Here is a 15,045-nt window from a genome sequence, read left to right on the forward strand (position 1 = left end):
TAAAAGGAAAGCGCAGCCGGCCAAGCTGTGCGCTACGGCCAATACTGCGCGTGCCTGGCGGTATCCAGGCTGTTCTGTGAAATGTATCCACGCCCTTTTTGAATTGTTTAGCCCGACTGCGTATTTTTCTTTTCCTGAAAATTAAATCGATAAAATATTAATCAACGGCTCAACAATTTATCTTGTGATAACATTAATCAATATACACCTATTTAGTTACAATTAGTTAGAATTAACAATTCTAAATTAATTTCCAGAAGTCGCATATTTTTGATAAAGAAGGATGAAAATAAAAATTGGTGAAATTTCTATGTATTTTATTTATTATTATGAAATAATATGTATCCCGTGCGAATTAGAGGTGTGAGCAAGATGGATGTGATGGCGATTGCTGCGACGGCGATGCAGCAGGATATTCTCAAGCTCGATGGCATTAGCCATAATCTGGCCAATGCACTGACACCTGGCTATAAAAGGCAAGTGATGGTAACGCAGCAGTTTGCAAGTCAAATGGACGACGTCCGCGCATCTGGCGTGGCGCTGCGGTCCGTTGCAGAAGGCGCAAAAACGTCGATTGATACGACCGCCGCCACGCTGCGCTACACAGCGAAAATGCAGGATGTCGCCATTGAGGGTGACGGTTTTTTTGAGCTCGCCGGTCCCAACGGGACGCAATATACGCGCCAGGGCAGTTTTCATACCGATGTGAATGGACGGCTGGTGGGCGCCCAAGGACTGCCTATGATGGGAGTCGGCGGCGAACTGGTATTGAGCGATGCGCCATTTTCTATTGAGGCAAATGGCGATGTGCGGCAAGGCGATAACCTGATCGGCCGCCTGAAGCTCGTTCAATTCACCCACCCGGATGCCTTGCTGCCAAGCGGTGGCGGCATGTACCGCCAAGGCGATACGCAAATTGATTTCACCGCCCGTGAACCAAGGCTGAAAGCGGGATTCGAAGAAAACTCCAACGTCGATTCGGCACAGGAGATGGTGCACTTGACGGCAACCATGCGCCATTTTGAGTCGTTGCAAAAGGTGATGCAGGGTTATGACGAGGTGCTTGGCAAAGCATTTACCAAGCTTGGAGAATTTTAACAGCCATGAGTGACGCCTTATTTATCGCCGCAACCGGCATGCATACTCAACAGAAAAGTGTGGATACGATCGCCAACAATTTGGCGAATGTGAATACGCCAGGTTTCAAGAAGGGTCGTGTCAGCTTTGAGGATCTGGTATCGAATGAAGTGAGCCGCGTCAACCGCAAGGACGATACCGACAGTGCTAGTCGCATATGGCGCGGAAATGGTGTCGGTATTTTTTCCCTGGCCCAGATATTTACTGCGGGCGAGCTAAAAAAAACCGACATGCCAATGGATATCGCCATCCAAGGCAATGGTTTCATTGAAATGACAGGCGTCGATGGTAGCAGCGTATTTGGCCGCGGTGGCACTATGCGCATCAATGCGGACGGCTTCCTGACCAATGCGGACGGCCTGCTCGTCAAACCCAATATCCATATCGGAAAAGACGCCAAATCAGTCACCATCCAGGCCGACGGCAGGGTAATGGTGCAGGGGCAGGACCAGGCAACTGCCAGAGAGGCAGGGCGCCTGGAACTGACCCATTTTTCCGATCCGTCAGCTTTATTGGCACTGGGCAACAGTTTATACCAGCCGACCGTGCGCTCCGGCGATGCCATGTTTGGCAAACCCGGCGAAGATGGTCTGGGAACACTGGCCCAAGGTTTCATCGAAGCATCCAATGTCAATCTGATCGAGGAAATGGTCGGTCTGATGGCAGCCCAGCGTGCGTATGAAAGCAATGTCAAAGTAATCCAGGCAGCCGATGAGATGCTTGCGATGAGCAACAATCTGCGCAAGTAAGGTCAATCACGTGTCTACTTTAGTATCTCTGGTGCGCACGGTTATCGCTTTGCTCTGCCTGCTGGCAACTTCCGCGGAGGCAGAGCAATCGATGAGCGACTCTGCCAAGACAGTCCACCTTGTATTGCATGCCAGCGCCATGCTCGATCAGCCCCACGTGCGGCTTGCCGAGCTTGCCAACATCAGCTCCCCGGACAGTACACTGCAGCAGCAGCTTGCTGCCTGCGTGGTGACGCGTGCCCCGCTGGTGGGACAGGCTACGCAAATGACACGGCCCGAACTGGAAAACATCCTGCGTTCGCGGGTGCCGGCGCTCACCCAACTCAGCTGGAGCGGCGCGCAGGCTGTACAAATGCATCGACGCGGCCAGCCACTCGATGCCGGCCAGGTCGCCGACACGGCCGTGCAATTTTTGCGCAATGCGCTCACGCAACAATACCCGCAGGCGCAGGTTGAGGTCGCGCTCGCCACCGCCCTGCCGCTGGTCGATGTGCCAACCGGCTCCGTCATGCTGCGTCCCAGGCCGCTGGCGCAGCCACCTTTGCAGGCACGGATGGTGGTGTGGATCGACGTCATTGCGAATGGCGCCGTGTACCGCTCGGTGCTGGTGCCGCTCACCGTGAGTGCGCGCCAGACGGTACATATTGCGCGGCATCCGATGGCGGACGGCGACGTCATTACCCTGGCCGACGTGGCTGCCAGCGTGGAAGAAATTACCGGTTTGCGGGACACCGTCGCGGCAGCGCCATCGCTGGCGGCAGCGCCGCGCCTGCGCCAGCCGCTCGCCGCGGGACAGATCGTGATGGCAGCGCAATTGGCCCCGCAGGATATGGTGCTTCGCGGCGACCGCGTCCGGTTGATCGTGGGCGTGCCGGGAATTCTGATCGAAAAAATCGCCTATGCGCAGGCCGATGCTGGCATGGGCCAGCACGTCCTGGTGCAACCTGGCCAGGGCAGGGAAACCGTTTCAGCGCGCGTTGTCGCTGCAGGCATTGTCGAAATCGATGGAAAGTAAACTCATCATGTCGTTTGTTGCAACGCTCTACCTGCTTGCCGTCGTCTCGGCTGCTGCCAGTGCTACCGAAGCGGGCAACAGCCTGTATTCGCCGGCCACCTACCAGCCGATGACGTCCGATTTGCGTCCGCGCCATATCGGCGATCTGATTACGGTGATGGTGTATGAAAATGCCAGTGCCAGCAGCAGCGCCAATACCAGTGCGGCACGCGACGCCTCGGTGGGGTTGTCAGTACAAGGGCCGCATGTGGCGAACAGCGTAGGCATCAAGGCAGCCAATCAGATGGACGGGCGTGGCCGCACCGTGCGCGAAGGACGGGTACTGGCGCAAATCACGGTGGCGATACGCGAGGTGACGGATCACGGCGATCTGCTGATCGCCGGCGAACAGCTGCTCGATATCAACAACGAACGCCAGCAAATCAAGGTGGAAGGACGGATACGCCAGCAGGACATCAGCGACACCAATACCGTCCTGTCGACACGCATCGCGAATGCCCGGATCAGCTACGCGGGAGAGGGAGACCTCGCCAATACGCAGCGCCCGGCATGGTGGCAGCGTTTCCTAACCTTCTTCGGGCTGTAATGATGGCCAGACAATTGTGGTGGGCAGCGCTGCTGCTGGGAGTGTCATGCGCGTGCGCGGCGGCGCCTGCCGAGACGATACGCATCAAGGACATCGGCAAAATGGCGGGATGGCGGGCCAATGCGCTGACAGGTTATGGCCTGGTCACCGGCCTGGCGGGTACCGGCGACTCGAGCCGCAACAAGACCACCCGTCAGTCGATTGCCAACATGTTGTCGCGCTATGACCTTACCGTAGTGGCAGATGACGTTCAAAGTCGCAACGTAGCGGCGGTCATGGTCACCGCCAGCTTGTCGCCGTTTGCCCGGCCGGGCGACGCGTTCGATGTCACGATTACCTCGATCGGCGATGCGCGCAGCCTGGTGGGCGGAGCGCTGATGCTCGCTCCGCTGAAGGCGGCAAACGGCCAGATCTATGCCCTGGCGCAGGGGGCGCTCTCGGTCGGAGGCTATAAGTACGACATGAACGGCAATGTGGTGCAGAAAAACCATCCCACCGTCGCGTCGATCCCTGGCGGCGCCACGGTCGAACAGGGCGTGGCCACCGATGTCACCAATGCCGGCACAAGCGTCACGTTTGTGCTGGCAGACCCTGATTACACGACGGCCAGCCGGGTCGCGCATGCGATCAACCAGAGCCTCGGCCTGGGCATCGAGCTGGCGGTAGCGCAAGATGCCTCCGGCATCGCAATCCAGATCCCCGAGTCGCGGCGCAGCCGGGTCACGGATTTTCTGACGGCAATCGAAAATGTCGCAGTAGAGCCGGACCGCCGCGCCAAGGTGGTGATCAATGAACGTACTGGCACTGTGGTTTCTGGCGGCGACGTGCGCATTTCGAAAGTCGCCGTGTCACAAGGCGACCTGAAGGTCACCATCATGACCGAAAACACGGTATCGCAGCCGCTGCTACTGATCCGCGTGAATCAGGGGCGCTATGGCACCCCTGTCAGCAACACCCAGGTCGAGGTCAGTGAAGGGGCCGAAACTGGATTCGTTGCAGCGACCAATAACACCGTGGCCGATCTGGTACAGGCACTCACACGCACCAAGACTAATACACGCGACATCATTTCCATACTGCGGGCTGTCAAGGCCGCTGGCGCGCTGCATGCTGAACTGATTGTGCAATAACAGGCACGATCCCGGCCATATCACTTTGACGAAACAGGAGTATCCCATGGCAGCACCCATCATCCATGACAGCACTATCGGCATGCTGTCCCTGGCGCTCAATGCCAGTAACATGCGCCAGCAGGCGATCGCCAACAATATCGCCAATGCCAATACACCCGGCTACCAGCGTATCGGTGTCAATTTTGAAAGCCGCATGAGCGAAGTAAAAAGCGGCTTGCGCGATGGGCGCACCCCGGCACTGGCTGACCTTCAATACTACCAGCCGCTGTTTGAGGCGGCACCCGACAGCATCGCTGGCGATCCCGTGCAACTCGATATGGAAGTTGCCGGCTTGTCTGAAAATACGCTGCACCAGCAGGCGTTAATCAAGGCATTGAACAAACATCTGTCGATTCTCTCGACTGCCATCAATGAAGGGAAACGCTAATGGACTATAACGCTGCATTCCATATCAGCGCCAGCGGCATGGCGGTGGAAAAGCTGCGGCTTGACGTCACCGCCGCCAATCTGGCGCACATGCATACCGCCGCAACCAGTGCGGCCGAGGCATATCAGCCGCTCAGCGTGGTGGCGCGGGAAGCGCGCGCCTCGTTCGGGCAGCAATTTGGCCAGCTCTACGCAAGTGGCGGCAGTGGCGTGCAGGCCGTTGCGGTACCGCAGGCGCTCGCCGCGCGCATGGCCTACGAGCCTGGACACCCCTATGCGGACGCAAAAGGCATGGTGGCCTATCCTGCGGTCAATCAGACGGCGGAGATGGTCAACCTGAGTACTGCGTTACGGTCTTACGAAGCCAATGTGGTCGCCATGAACGCCGCGCGCACGATGGCCGCGCGCGCGCTCGACATCGGAGGCCAGTAATGGCGATCGAATCCATTGCGGCGGCAGCGGCCATTCCAGAAGCCATGGCAACTATCGCCACCCCACCCTCGCCGGCCGGCGGCTTTGGCCACTGGTTCAGCACGGAATTGCAGGCAGTCAACACGCGCCTGGTCAACGCTGATCATCAGATACAGCAGCTGGCGGTGGGCGACGTGGAGAACCTGCACGAGGTAATGATTCACCTCGAAGAAGCGAAATTGTCGTTCCAGTTGCTCGCACAGGTGAGAAATCACCTGCTCGAGGCGTATCAAGAAGTAATGCGGATGCAGGTCTAGGAGTCTGATAGTGACATCAATTGTAGAAACATGGGAACAGCTGCCCGCACGCGCACGCATCGGCATGCTGGCCGGCGCGCTGCTGATCATTGCACTGGTGACGGCGGTCGGCATCTGGGCCTACCGCGCCGATTACCAGGTACTGTTCTCCGACGTGGCGCCGGCCGATGCCGCCGCCATGACCAGCGAGCTTGACCGCCTGAAAACCCCGTATCAGTTGACCGATGGCGGCAACACTATCCTGGTCCCAAAGGATCTGGTCTACAAGACCCGCCTCAAGCTGATGGGCAAGGAGCTGCCGCTGCATGGTGCAGTCGGCTTCGAGGTCTTCAACAATGCCGACTTTGGCATGACCGAGTTCGTGCAGAAAGTCAATTATCTGCGCGCCATCCAGGGTGAACTCACCCGCACCATCTTGTCGATCGAGGAGATTCAGGCTGCCCGCGTGCATCTGGCACTGCCAGAGCAAAGCCTGTTCAAGACCGCAGTGGCCAAGCCGAAAGCATCGGTCACGCTGACTACCAAGCCCGGCAAGGTGCTCGCGTCACAACAAATTGCCGGGATTCAGCGCCTGGTTGCGGCCTCGGTGGCCGATATCGTCAGCAGCGACGTTACCGTGCTCGACCAGCACGGTGTTGCACTGACGCGTGTCGCTCAGTCCGATGGCGGCTTAGATCTCGGCCTGTCGCAGCTCGATTCCAAGCGCGGCACCGAAGATTATCTGGTCAAAAAGGTCACCGAAGTCCTCGACCGTACGTTCGGTGCGGGGCAAGCCGTCGCCAGCGTCGACGTGTTGCTCAATCTGGACCAGAGCAAGGTGACGACCGAAGAAGTATTGCCCGCCAAGGGGATTGCGCCCGATGGCATCGCCACCGGCGTGGTGGTGCACGAGCGCCAGGTCAATACGGACAGCACGGCCTCGGCCCCTGCCAAACCCAGCGGCAGCACGGTCGAATCGGACTATCAGGTCGGGCGACGGGTGGAGCAGACAGTCACGGCGGCCGGCACCGTGAAACGCATGACGATCGCGGTGCTGGTCAAGCAGCCGCTGAGTGACGCCCAGCTCGACAAACTGAAAGAGGTCGTGACACTGGCGGTGGGTTTCAACAGCCAGCGCGGCGATGCGGTCGTGGTATACGCCATGGATCAATTCGCTAATCCGGCCGCCGCCAAAGCGCCGGCTGCGGCATCGCCGGAGTTGCCAGACTTGCCATCAGCGATGGCCCCACCCGGACCAGTTACAGCACGCATGTCCAGCACAGTGATCACCATGCTGGCCGCGCTGGCTGGCCTGGGTGTCGTGCTATTGCTGTATCTGTTCCTGCGCGCCAGGCGGCATGCGCCTGTGGCGCGTCTGGATGCGGCCCAGCGTGCACGCCTGCTGGAAGACGTACGCCAGTGGATCACACCGGCGGCAGAGCCCGTGGCGGGTGCGTCAGCGCCTGGCGTGGTGCGCAAATGAGCGGGCATCGGCGGGCGGCGCTTGCCTTGCATGCGCTTGAGGATGCAGACCGCGCCCTGATCCTGGGCCAACTGGAACCGCATGATCAGCACCGGCTGGAAGCGCATCTGCGGGAGCTGCACGAGCTGGGTTTCCAGCGTGGTGGCGACGCCGCGGAAGTCATGCAGAGTGCAGCGGCCAGCAAGGAAGAATCAGGCGACCGACTGGCCTCGGCATCGGCGCAGCAGATGTTCGCCCTGCTCCGGCATGAGCCGGCAGCCCTGGTCGCGCGCGTGATATCCCTGCAGGAGTGGCGCTGGAGCGCTGATTTACTCACATTGTTTGATGCGCTGCGGCGTCAGCAGATTGCCACGCTGCAGGCTCAATTCAGTACCGCTGCTCCCGAACTGGATCGTGCCTTGCTCGAGCAACTGCAGCAGCAATTGCGCATGTGGGAAAACGATGAGCGAACCAAGCCGCCTTCGGCCAAGCCAGTCGGACTTTTGCAGCGGATATGCCCATGGATCCGATAATTCGCGCAGCCGCCGTTTCTGGCGAAACACGGCGTCTGGGCCAGGCGCCGCGGCGCCAGGAGCCGCGCAGCAAACCCGCGCCGCCACCGGCTGCCGCGCCGGCCCAGCCAACGATGGCGTCCATGGTGTCCGTATCGGCGCCGATCGCCCCGCGCACGGCCGCCGCACCTGCTCCTGCACCCATTGTGCAAGCCATTGTTGCAGAACCTGCTGGCCCGCCAGCGGCTGAATTGGCGGCGCAAGCGAGCGAACGCGAACGCCAGCGCCTGGCAGACGTCGCCGCCAGGGAAGCCGAAGCATTGGCCAATGCCGAGCGGCGTGGCTATCTGCAGGGGCAGGAAAAGGCCGCGGCCGAAACCAAGGCGGAACTGGCGGCGCTGTCGGCGCTGGTGGCCAATCTCACCCAAACCCGCCACACGCTGCTGGCGGAACAGGAAGACATGCTGGTCGACATCGCCTACACCGCCGCATGCCGCATCATCGGCGAGCACGGCATCACGCGCGCGGGCATCACGGCCATGGTGAATCGTCTGGTACAGGCGGCAGGGGGCGCGGATCAAATCTGCGTGCGCATGCATCCGCAGGATATCGATGTGTTGCAAGCGCATGAAGGCCTGCTTGATGCGCGCTTGCTGCTGCAAGGCGATGCCGCTGTCGAATTTGGCGGCTGTATTGTGGAAACAGCGCGCGGTACGCTCGATGCCCGCTTGGACACCCAGCTGGAGCGCCTGCGTGAGGTGTTGCGCGAGGTGCGGCAGACGCACCGGCAAGCGGAAAGCAGGCTGTGATGCGCGACTATCTGGAAGCGGTGCGCAGCAGCGCCCTGACACGCCGCACCGGCAGGGTAACCGGTATTTCCGGCAACAGCATTGAGGCCAGCGGCCCGGATGCGACGCTCGGTGAAGTGTGCGAAGTCGTGCTGCCCTACCCTGCTGCCCCCTTGCTGGCCGAAGTGGTCGGCATGCGCCCTGGCCGCGTGATCCTGATGCCTTATGGTGACGCACGCGGCGTCGGTGCCGGCAACGAGATCGTCGCCAGTGGCCAGCCGCCAGGCATTGCGGTTGGCCAGGCACTGCTGGGCCGCGTGATCGATGCCTTCGGCCTGCCACTGGACGGTGCGCCTGCGCCGCACACGGACAGCATGCGCAGCCTGTATGCGGCCCCTATCAATCCGCTGAGCCGGCCACGCATCAAGGATGTGCTGCACACCGGTGTGCGCGCGATCGATGGCTTGCTGCCGCTTGGCCGTGGACAGCGTGTCGGCATTTTTGCCGGCAGTGGCGTGGGCAAAAGCACCCTGCTCGGCATGCTGGCGCGGGACGTGCAAGCCGATGTGAACGTGATCGCCCTGATCGGCGAACGCGGCCGCGAAGTACGCGAGTTCATCGAAAGCCAGCTTGGCCCGGAGGGACTGCGGCGCAGTGTCGTGGTGGTCGCCACGTCGGATCAGCCGGCGCTGGTGCGCACGCGTGCCGCGCACGCCGCCACTGCGATCGCCGAGTACTTCCGCGAGCAGGGGCAACAGGTGTTGCTAATGATGGATTCGATCACGCGTTTCGCCATGGCACGCCGTGAGATCGGCCTGGCTGCCGGCGAACCGCCGACAGCGCGCGGCTATACCCCTTCCGTATTCGCCGAACTTCCCGCCCTGTGCGAGCGCTGCGGCACGATTGACACGGGCGGCTCCATCACCGCGCTCTATACCGTTCTGGTGGAGGGCGATGATTTCAATGAACCGATTTCCGATATCGTGCGTGCCACGCTGGACGGCCACATCATGTTGTCGCGCGATCTGGCGCATGAGGGCCATTTTCCTGCCATCGATGTGCTGCAAAGCAGCAGCCGCCTGGCCTCGGAGTTGGCCAGCAAGCAGGAGCGCGAAGTCATGGGAGCTGCAGTTGAATTGCTTGCCACCTACGAGCGCAATCGCCAGATGGTCGACATGGGTGCGTATCGCGCCGGCAGCAATCCTGCCCTGGACCGCGCCATCGCCGCATTTCCGGCGCTGCGTGCCGTCTTGCGGCAACCGGTGCAGGAATCGAGCACACGCAACGATGCGCTCGACGGCCTGCGCCGCGCGATTGGTACGGCAGCATGAGACCGCCACGCTTCCGGTATGCCCTGCAGCCAGTGCTGCTGACGCGCCAGTGGGAACTCGACGCCCTGTTGCGCGACCTGGGCCAGCTGAATGCGGAAATCGGCGCGCAGCGCCTGCAACTGCGCCACGCCGATTCGCGCCGCGCCCAGGCGAGCCAAGAGTGGTTGCAGCTCGCCGGCACGCCACAGGCGATGCCGGTGGAGCGCCTCAGTACGTTGTCGCGGTACATGGACAGCCTGGCCAGGCAGGCGGCCGCAACCAGTAATGCCCTCAGCCTGCTTGAAGAACAGCAAACAGTGCTGGCTGACAAGGTGGTGCTCGCGCAGCGGTCACTGGAAGCAGTGCAGGATCACCGCGATGAGGAACAGGGAAAGTTTCTTCAGGAACAAAGCAGCAGCGACTTCAAATCGTCCGACGAGCTGTGGAGCATGACATTAGGCAGGAGCGACAACCATGAGCATTAGCCTGAACTCGGCATCATTCGCCGACTCGGCAGCGATACCACGGCAGGAACATCCGGGCAGCAATTGCGGCCAGGCCGGCTGGCTGTACCAGCTCGAACACGCCATGCTGGAGCAGTCGGGCAGCGCCGGCAGTCAGCCGGGCCGTTCCAGCCAGCAGGCGGCAGCGGTGAGAACCGATGCAACAGCCGATGTAGCTGCGGGGAATCGTGGACTCGTTCCAGGTGACGGCGCCGTGGAAACAGGCGTTGCCTGGAGCGCGCACGCCGCCTTCGCCACCCCGTTGCCCGAGCTGCCGCCCCAGGGATATGGGGCCACCGTGGCCGGCAGGACGCTCGCGCCTGAGGGCAACACTGCCAGCAATGAAACCTTGCTCAGCGTACCGCTAGCGCAGGCCAGGCTGCCGGACAGCGCTCTCGTGCCGGGCCGCCTTGGCCAGCACAAAGCAGCCGATCCGGCGGCATGCCGTTCAGGCGAGATGCATCGACCGCAAGCTGGCGCAGGTAATCAATATACCTCTGCAAAACTGCATCTGTATCAGGACGCAAGCGGCGTGCAGGCCTGGATACGCGATGCGGCACTTCTGCCGGCGCGGGCAGAACTGGTCGCCCTCGGCATGGCCCGTGAGCTGGGCATGAGCGGCGCCAGGCTCAATGCCGTCACCCTGAACGGGAAAAGAATTGTCTTCGATACGGCATCGGATACCGTGGCGCCAGCGCCGGCATGTTCAGCAGCAAACACTTTTAAAGGAGCAGTTTAATTGGCGATCACTTCTACCGCCGCCGTCGGCGCGAACACGGCATCGCAGTCCGCAAATATCGGCATCGAGGATTTCCTGAAAATCCTGACCGCGCAGCTCAATAGCCAGGATCCGTTAAAACCGGTGGACAATCAGGAGTTCGTGGCCCAGATCGCCCAGTTTGCCTCGCTGGAGCAGGGCCGGCAAATCAACGACAAAATCGAGTCGCTGCTGGGTGTGCAATCGGCTGTCCAGTCGGTGGGCTTGCTGGGCAAAACAGTCGACATCAGTCTGGCCAGCGGGAGCATGACCGGTACTGTTTCCGCGCTCGATGTCAGCAGTGGCACGCCATTGCTGACAGTATCCAATAGCACCAGTGGCGCCGTCAGCAGCAATGTCACGCTGGCACAAATCCTGCGCATCCGCTAACCGAATACAAGGTTCATTATGTTCGATACCATTTATATCGGCACTTCCGGCCTGATGGGCCACGCAAAAGGATTGAGCCTGGTCGGCAACAACCTGGCCAACGTGAATACCCCGGGATTCAAAAGTGCGCAGCTGCAGTTTTCCGACCTATTCAGCCAGAACACCGACGGCGGTGACCAGCAGCGCAACGGGGCCCAGGGATCGCTCGGCGCCGGACTCGATACACTCGGCAGCAAGATCAATTTCAAGCCGGGAGCCGACCAGAGTACGGGCGATGCGCTCGACCTGAGCATCAACGGCAACGGCATGTACACCATCCGGCGCGGCGAAGACCTCCTGTATACACGCGCGGGCGACTTCCAGTTCGATGCCAGCAACGTCCTGACCAATTCGCGCGGAGACCATGTGCTCAGCCTCGACAGCGCTGGCAAGCTGGCCGATATCAACCTCGACGGCCTGGGCACCAGCGCGCCGAAGGCCACCAGCAGCGTCAAGATTACAGGCAATCTGACCTCGACCGTCGCCGTTCCTCCGGTCAATGCCAGCCTGAACAATGTCACGATATTCGACCCGAACGGTGTGCGCCACACGGTCAACCTGTCGTTCAAGAACATGGGGGACCACTCCTATACGGTGACCGTGACCGACGGCGTCACCAATGGGGCGGTACTCGGCAGCGGCACGTTGCAGTTTGCCGCCGGCACACCGCTGGCAGGAGCGGGCATGGTCAATTTTGACTATGCCTCCACTGGTGTCGAGCCGTTCACTGTCGCCCTTGATTTTTCCAGCAATGTCACGTCCCAGACCACCGTGTCGACGCTCTCCATGGCGTCGCAGAACGGCTATGGCACGGGTGTGCGCACCAACCAGACCATTTCCAGCGATGGGACGGTTGAAGTGGCGTATTCCAACGGCCAGACTGTGAAGGGCGCACGTCTCGCGCTGGCGCAGTTTGACAGCGAACAGGACCTGGTGCAGGTCGGTGGCAGCGCTTTCGCCAAGCAGGGAACGAGCCTCGTCCATTACGGCTTTGCCGGTGCAGATGCCTACGGCACGCTGGTGGCCGGACACTTGGAAGGGTCGAACGTCGACTTGGCATCCGAGTTCAGCAATCTGATCCTGATGCAGCGTGGCTACCAGGCATCGTCGCATGTGATCAGTACCGCCAACGACATGATCCAGCAATTGTTCGACATGAAGGGACGTACCTGATGGTCGTGCACGCCTATACGCTGCTGGGCAACGCGACCCTGGCGCGCCTGCAGGACCTGCTTGCGCAGGCTGCCCGCCAGTGGTGCGCGGCATGGGGCGTGTCACGCGAGGCACTGCAGGTCGATTGCGGCCGCGCCTGGGAGATGAACGCCAGGGTGCGCGCCGTCCTGGTTGCCACCGAGCGGCATGGGGGAAGCTGGATGGCGTGGCCGGGCGATAGCCTGTCGCATCTCCAGGACGCCATGTTTCTACCGCAGAGCGGCGCCTTTACATCGGCAGAGACGGCATGTGCCATCGCCAGCGGCGTTGCACTGGAGGCCGCCACAGCGTTGCGTGCCTGCATGGCCAAGGCGCTTGCGCCAGGCGTGCCGGATGCGGCAGTCCTGCGCGAAGCCCCGCCGCCATCCTTGTTCCAGGCGGGCAGCGGAGCGGTATGCATCGCACTGAGTGTTGGCAAGTTCACGCTGCGCTGTGTGCTGGACGCCGCAACCGTACGCACTCTTGCTACGTCCGTACCGGCAGCCAGGCTGGCGCCACTGCAGCGGATCGACTACCGCAAGGCACTGCAGCAGGTGGCCGTCAGCCTGCCGGTCGATATCGGCCGCGCCGACGTGGGGCTGGGCAGTCTGATGACGCTCGGTGTCGGCGATGTCATCCGCCTTGACCGTTCCGCCGAGTTGCCGCTTGCAGTGCGCGGCGCGCAAGGCAGCATCCTGTTCAGCGGCTACCTGGGCAGCGACAACGGCCAGCTCGCGCTCACAATTGCGCAGCCTCAATCTTCATCAACGGAGTCACCTTGAACAGCAACATGCATACCAATTTGAATATGTCTACAGAAAAGCTAGAGCCAGCAAGCAATGCACCGGCCACCCAGGCTCACCTCGTCAGCGTGCCGGAGATCCAGCCACAGGCTCCGTTTGGCCCTGCTGTGCTGGGTGGCAATATGCGGCTGCTCGACAGCGTGAAGGTGAGCCTGAATGTGATGGTGGGCCAGATACAAACCAGCGTCGGCGAACTGATGGACCTGAAGGAATCGTCGGTACTGAAAATCGACCGGGCCGTGGACTTTCCGGTCGACGTGATGCTCAACGGGAGTGTCGTGGCGCGCGGGCACCTGGTCGCGGTCGATGATAACTTCGGCGTGCGCATCACGGAAATCGCCCCGGGCGGCCAGTCATGAGAGTATGGTTGCGGCTGGCATTGCTGGCCATGCTCTGTGCGGGATGGATCGCAACCTCGGCGGCATCCCAGCCCCCCGCCGGCGATGCCGTCGCGATCCCGTTCAGGCACGATGACGCCGCCGGCTCGCTTGCGCTATCGGACGGCAGCGCCTGGGCGGTGCTGCTGATCTCCGCTGCGGCAATCGGCGCGGTTGTCATCATACGGAAAAAGCTGAAAATGCCGATACTGTTAGGCAGCCAGCCGCGCCTGGTGCGCGTCCTCGACACGCAGCGCCTGGGTCCGCGCTCCCTGCTGTCGGTGGTGGAATTTGCCGGCAACCAGTATCTGATCGCCCAGAGCGAACACGGCATTACCACGCTGGCCGTTGCGCCGCGGGAGCCGGCGGCCATCCCCGGGGAGCAAGCCTGATGCGGCTGTCGCCCCCTGTCATCGGTGTTGGCGTGGCAATCGCCTGCGCGCTCGCCTGCGGCGCGGCGATCGCCGCCGAACCCACGCTGGCATTGCCAGGCCTGCAGATCCGCCTGGGCAGTGCCGGGGCGGCGCCGACCGAGGTATCCTCGGCCATCCGTATCCTGCTTGGACTGACCGTTCTGAGCCTGGCACCCGCGATCCTGATGTCGATGACCGCTTTCGTCCGCATCGTGATTGTGCTGTCGATGCTGCGCCATGCACTGGGGATGCCGGAAACCCCGCCCAACACGGTGATCATCAGTCTGTCACTGTTTCTGACCTTGTTTACCATGGCGCCGACCATGCAGGAGATCAACACCAACGCCGTGCAACCGTATATGCAAGGCAGCATGGCAACCGAGGAGGCGCTGGCCAAGGCGGTGTTGCCTTTGCGCGAATTCATGGTGCGACAAACCCGTGAGCAGGATCTGGCCCTGATGGTGGAGCTGGCGAAGGCGCAGCAGCCGCGCAGCATGGCTGACATCAGCATGGTGCAGCTGATTCCCGCCTTTATGCTGTCCGAGCTGCGGACAGCATTTCAGGTCGGCTTCGTGGTATTTTTACCCTTCCTGCTGGTGGACTTGGTCGTATCCAGTGCCCTGATGTCGCTGGGCATGATGATGGTGCCGCCGGCGTCGATCTCGCTACCCTTGAAGATCCTGCTGTTCGTGCTGATCGATGGCTGGAATCTGGTGGTGCGCGCGCTGTTGGGTACGTTTTCCTAGA

20 protein-coding genes are annotated in these 15,045 nt (G+C 61.3%); all 20 read left to right on the forward strand.

The genetic code is table 11. From position 1 onward, the window contains the following. Nucleotides 1-372 precede the first annotated feature (372 nt). The 20 genes from ACQ4WP_RS24385 (at nt 373) to fliP (ending at nt 15,044) form a co-directional block, all read left to right on the forward strand. Nucleotides 373-1,098, forward strand: a complete 726-nt coding sequence (locus ACQ4WP_RS24385; RefSeq protein ID WP_436525156.1) for a flagellar hook-basal body protein — start codon at nt 373-375, stop codon at nt 1,096-1,098. A gap of 5 nt (nt 1,099-1,103) precedes the next feature. Continuing rightward, nucleotides 1,104-1,886 (forward strand): flagellar basal-body rod protein FlgG, encoded by a 783-nt coding sequence (flgG, locus tag ACQ4WP_RS24390; protein ID WP_436525158.1) that lies wholly within the window; start codon nt 1,104-1,106, stop codon nt 1,884-1,886. A gap of 91 nt (nt 1,887-1,977) precedes the next feature. Next, the gene (gene flgA, locus ACQ4WP_RS24395; protein ID WP_436525159.1) at nt 1,978-2,901 is read left to right on the forward strand and encodes a flagellar basal body P-ring formation chaperone FlgA; all 924 of its coding nucleotides are present in this window, start codon (nt 1,978-1,980) and stop codon (nt 2,899-2,901) included. Between the two features lie 7 nt (nt 2,902-2,908). Next, nucleotides 2,909-3,487: a flagellar basal body L-ring protein FlgH gene (locus ACQ4WP_RS24400; RefSeq protein WP_436525161.1), complete on the forward strand. Its 579-nt coding sequence runs from the start codon at nt 2,909-2,911 to the stop codon at nt 3,485-3,487. Then, nucleotides 3,487-4,617, forward strand: a complete 1,131-nt coding sequence (locus ACQ4WP_RS24405) for a flagellar basal body P-ring protein FlgI (protein ID WP_436525163.1) — start codon at nt 3,487-3,489, stop codon at nt 4,615-4,617. Before ACQ4WP_RS24400 ends, ACQ4WP_RS24405 begins: the two co-directional genes overlap by 1 nt. A 46-nt stretch (nt 4,618-4,663) precedes the next feature. Next, nucleotides 4,664-5,047, forward strand: a complete 384-nt coding sequence (gene flgB, locus ACQ4WP_RS24410; RefSeq protein WP_436525165.1) for a flagellar basal body rod protein FlgB — start codon at nt 4,664-4,666, stop codon at nt 5,045-5,047. After that, nucleotides 5,047-5,478 carry a flagellar basal body rod protein FlgC gene (gene flgC, locus ACQ4WP_RS24415; protein WP_436525166.1) on the forward strand — a complete coding sequence of 144 codons (432 nt, stop codon included), beginning with the start codon at nt 5,047-5,049 and terminating at the stop codon, nt 5,476-5,478. The genes flgB and flgC overlap by 1 nt, the downstream gene beginning before the upstream one ends. Continuing rightward, nucleotides 5,478-5,774 carry a flagellar hook-basal body complex protein FliE gene (gene fliE / locus ACQ4WP_RS24420; protein ID WP_436525168.1) on the forward strand — a complete coding sequence of 99 codons (297 nt, stop codon included), beginning with the start codon at nt 5,478-5,480 and terminating at the stop codon, nt 5,772-5,774. Before flgC ends, fliE begins: the two co-directional genes overlap by 1 nt. A 10-nt stretch (nt 5,775-5,784) precedes the next feature. Continuing rightward, nucleotides 5,785-7,236 (forward strand): flagellar basal-body MS-ring/collar protein FliF, encoded by a 1,452-nt coding sequence (fliF, locus tag ACQ4WP_RS24425; protein ID WP_436525170.1) that lies wholly within the window; start codon nt 5,785-5,787, stop codon nt 7,234-7,236. Continuing rightward, the gene (locus tag ACQ4WP_RS24430; protein ID WP_436525172.1) at nt 7,233-7,748 is read left to right on the forward strand and encodes a hypothetical protein; all 516 of its coding nucleotides are present in this window, start codon (nt 7,233-7,235) and stop codon (nt 7,746-7,748) included. Before fliF ends, ACQ4WP_RS24430 begins: the two co-directional genes overlap by 4 nt. Continuing rightward, entirely contained in the window at nt 7,736-8,536 is an 801-nt protein-coding gene (locus ACQ4WP_RS24435; RefSeq protein WP_436525174.1) for a FliH/SctL family protein, read from the forward strand. The genes ACQ4WP_RS24430 and ACQ4WP_RS24435 overlap by 13 nt, the downstream gene beginning before the upstream one ends. Further along, complete coding sequence (locus ACQ4WP_RS24440; RefSeq protein ID WP_436525176.1) at nt 8,536-9,846, forward strand: FliI/YscN family ATPase; 1,311 nt, start codon at nt 8,536-8,538, stop codon at nt 9,844-9,846. Before ACQ4WP_RS24435 ends, ACQ4WP_RS24440 begins: the two co-directional genes overlap by 1 nt. A gap of 32 nt (nt 9,847-9,878) precedes the next feature. After that, nucleotides 9,879-10,310, forward strand: a complete 432-nt coding sequence (locus tag ACQ4WP_RS24445) for a flagellar FliJ family protein (RefSeq protein WP_436525178.1) — start codon at nt 9,879-9,881, stop codon at nt 10,308-10,310. Further along, nucleotides 10,300-11,067: a hypothetical protein gene (locus ACQ4WP_RS24450; RefSeq protein ID WP_436525180.1), complete on the forward strand. Its 768-nt coding sequence runs from the start codon at nt 10,300-10,302 to the stop codon at nt 11,065-11,067. The genes ACQ4WP_RS24445 and ACQ4WP_RS24450 overlap by 11 nt, the downstream gene beginning before the upstream one ends. Beyond that, nucleotides 11,068-11,475: a flagellar hook capping FlgD N-terminal domain-containing protein gene (locus ACQ4WP_RS24455; RefSeq protein WP_436525182.1), complete on the forward strand. Its 408-nt coding sequence runs from the start codon at nt 11,068-11,070 to the stop codon at nt 11,473-11,475. It begins immediately after the preceding gene. Between the two features lie 18 nt (nt 11,476-11,493). Then, nucleotides 11,494-12,687, forward strand: a complete 1,194-nt coding sequence (locus ACQ4WP_RS24460; protein ID WP_436525184.1) for a flagellar hook protein FlgE — start codon at nt 11,494-11,496, stop codon at nt 12,685-12,687. Then, nucleotides 12,687-13,487, forward strand: a complete 801-nt coding sequence (locus ACQ4WP_RS24465; RefSeq protein ID WP_436525186.1) for a FliM/FliN family flagellar motor switch protein — start codon at nt 12,687-12,689, stop codon at nt 13,485-13,487. Before ACQ4WP_RS24460 ends, ACQ4WP_RS24465 begins: the two co-directional genes overlap by 1 nt. Beyond that, complete coding sequence (locus tag ACQ4WP_RS24470; RefSeq protein WP_436525188.1) at nt 13,484-13,867, forward strand: FliM/FliN family flagellar motor switch protein; 384 nt, start codon at nt 13,484-13,486, stop codon at nt 13,865-13,867. Before ACQ4WP_RS24465 ends, ACQ4WP_RS24470 begins: the two co-directional genes overlap by 4 nt. After that, complete coding sequence (locus tag ACQ4WP_RS24475; protein WP_436525190.1) at nt 13,864-14,277, forward strand: flagellar biosynthetic protein FliO; 414 nt, start codon at nt 13,864-13,866, stop codon at nt 14,275-14,277. Before ACQ4WP_RS24470 ends, ACQ4WP_RS24475 begins: the two co-directional genes overlap by 4 nt. Continuing rightward, nucleotides 14,277-15,044, forward strand: coding sequence for a flagellar type III secretion system pore protein FliP (fliP, locus tag ACQ4WP_RS24480; protein WP_436525192.1), 768 nt, complete (start codon nt 14,277-14,279; stop codon nt 15,042-15,044). Before ACQ4WP_RS24475 ends, fliP begins: the two co-directional genes overlap by 1 nt. Nucleotide 15,045: the final 1 nt, after the last annotated feature.

Origin of the sequence: Janthinobacterium lyxosi (genome assembly GCF_051380665.1) — a bacterium.
Classification (GTDB): Bacteria; Pseudomonadota; Gammaproteobacteria; order Burkholderiales; family Burkholderiaceae_D; genus Janthinobacterium.

What these genes read in the sequence shown, in the direction of transcription:
- flgB (WP_436525165.1), top strand. Translation starts at nt 4,664, where the DNA reads ATGGCAGCACCCATCATCCATGACAGCACTATCGGCATGCTGTCCCTG.
- ACQ4WP_RS24475 (WP_436525190.1), top strand. Translation starts at nt 13,864, where the DNA reads ATGAGAGTATGGTTGCGGCTGGCATTGCTGGCCATGCTCTGTGCGGGA.
- ACQ4WP_RS24400 (WP_436525161.1), top strand. Translation starts at nt 2,909, where the DNA reads ATGTCGTTTGTTGCAACGCTCTACCTGCTTGCCGTCGTCTCGGCTGCT.
- flgC (WP_436525166.1), top strand. Translation starts at nt 5,047, where the DNA reads ATGGACTATAACGCTGCATTCCATATCAGCGCCAGCGGCATGGCGGTG.
- ACQ4WP_RS24440 (WP_436525176.1), top strand. Translation starts at nt 8,536, where the DNA reads ATGCGCGACTATCTGGAAGCGGTGCGCAGCAGCGCCCTGACACGCCGC.
- flgA (WP_436525159.1), top strand. Translation starts at nt 1,978, where the DNA reads ATGAGCGACTCTGCCAAGACAGTCCACCTTGTATTGCATGCCAGCGCC.
- ACQ4WP_RS24430 (WP_436525172.1), top strand. Translation starts at nt 7,233, where the DNA reads ATGAGCGGGCATCGGCGGGCGGCGCTTGCCTTGCATGCGCTTGAGGAT.
- ACQ4WP_RS24385 (WP_436525156.1), top strand. Translation starts at nt 373, where the DNA reads ATGGATGTGATGGCGATTGCTGCGACGGCGATGCAGCAGGATATTCTC.
- fliP (WP_436525192.1), top strand. Translation starts at nt 14,277, where the DNA reads ATGCGGCTGTCGCCCCCTGTCATCGGTGTTGGCGTGGCAATCGCCTGC.
- ACQ4WP_RS24465 (WP_436525186.1), top strand. Translation starts at nt 12,687, where the DNA reads ATGGTCGTGCACGCCTATACGCTGCTGGGCAACGCGACCCTGGCGCGC.
- ACQ4WP_RS24460 (WP_436525184.1), top strand. Translation starts at nt 11,494, where the DNA reads ATGTTCGATACCATTTATATCGGCACTTCCGGCCTGATGGGCCACGCA.
- ACQ4WP_RS24450 (WP_436525180.1), top strand. Translation starts at nt 10,300, where the DNA reads ATGAGCATTAGCCTGAACTCGGCATCATTCGCCGACTCGGCAGCGATA.
- ACQ4WP_RS24405 (WP_436525163.1), top strand. Translation starts at nt 3,487, where the DNA reads ATGATGGCCAGACAATTGTGGTGGGCAGCGCTGCTGCTGGGAGTGTCA.
- flgG (WP_436525158.1), top strand. Translation starts at nt 1,104, where the DNA reads ATGAGTGACGCCTTATTTATCGCCGCAACCGGCATGCATACTCAACAG.
- fliE (WP_436525168.1), top strand. Translation starts at nt 5,478, where the DNA reads ATGGCGATCGAATCCATTGCGGCGGCAGCGGCCATTCCAGAAGCCATG.
- ACQ4WP_RS24435 (WP_436525174.1), top strand. Translation starts at nt 7,736, where the DNA reads ATGGATCCGATAATTCGCGCAGCCGCCGTTTCTGGCGAAACACGGCGT.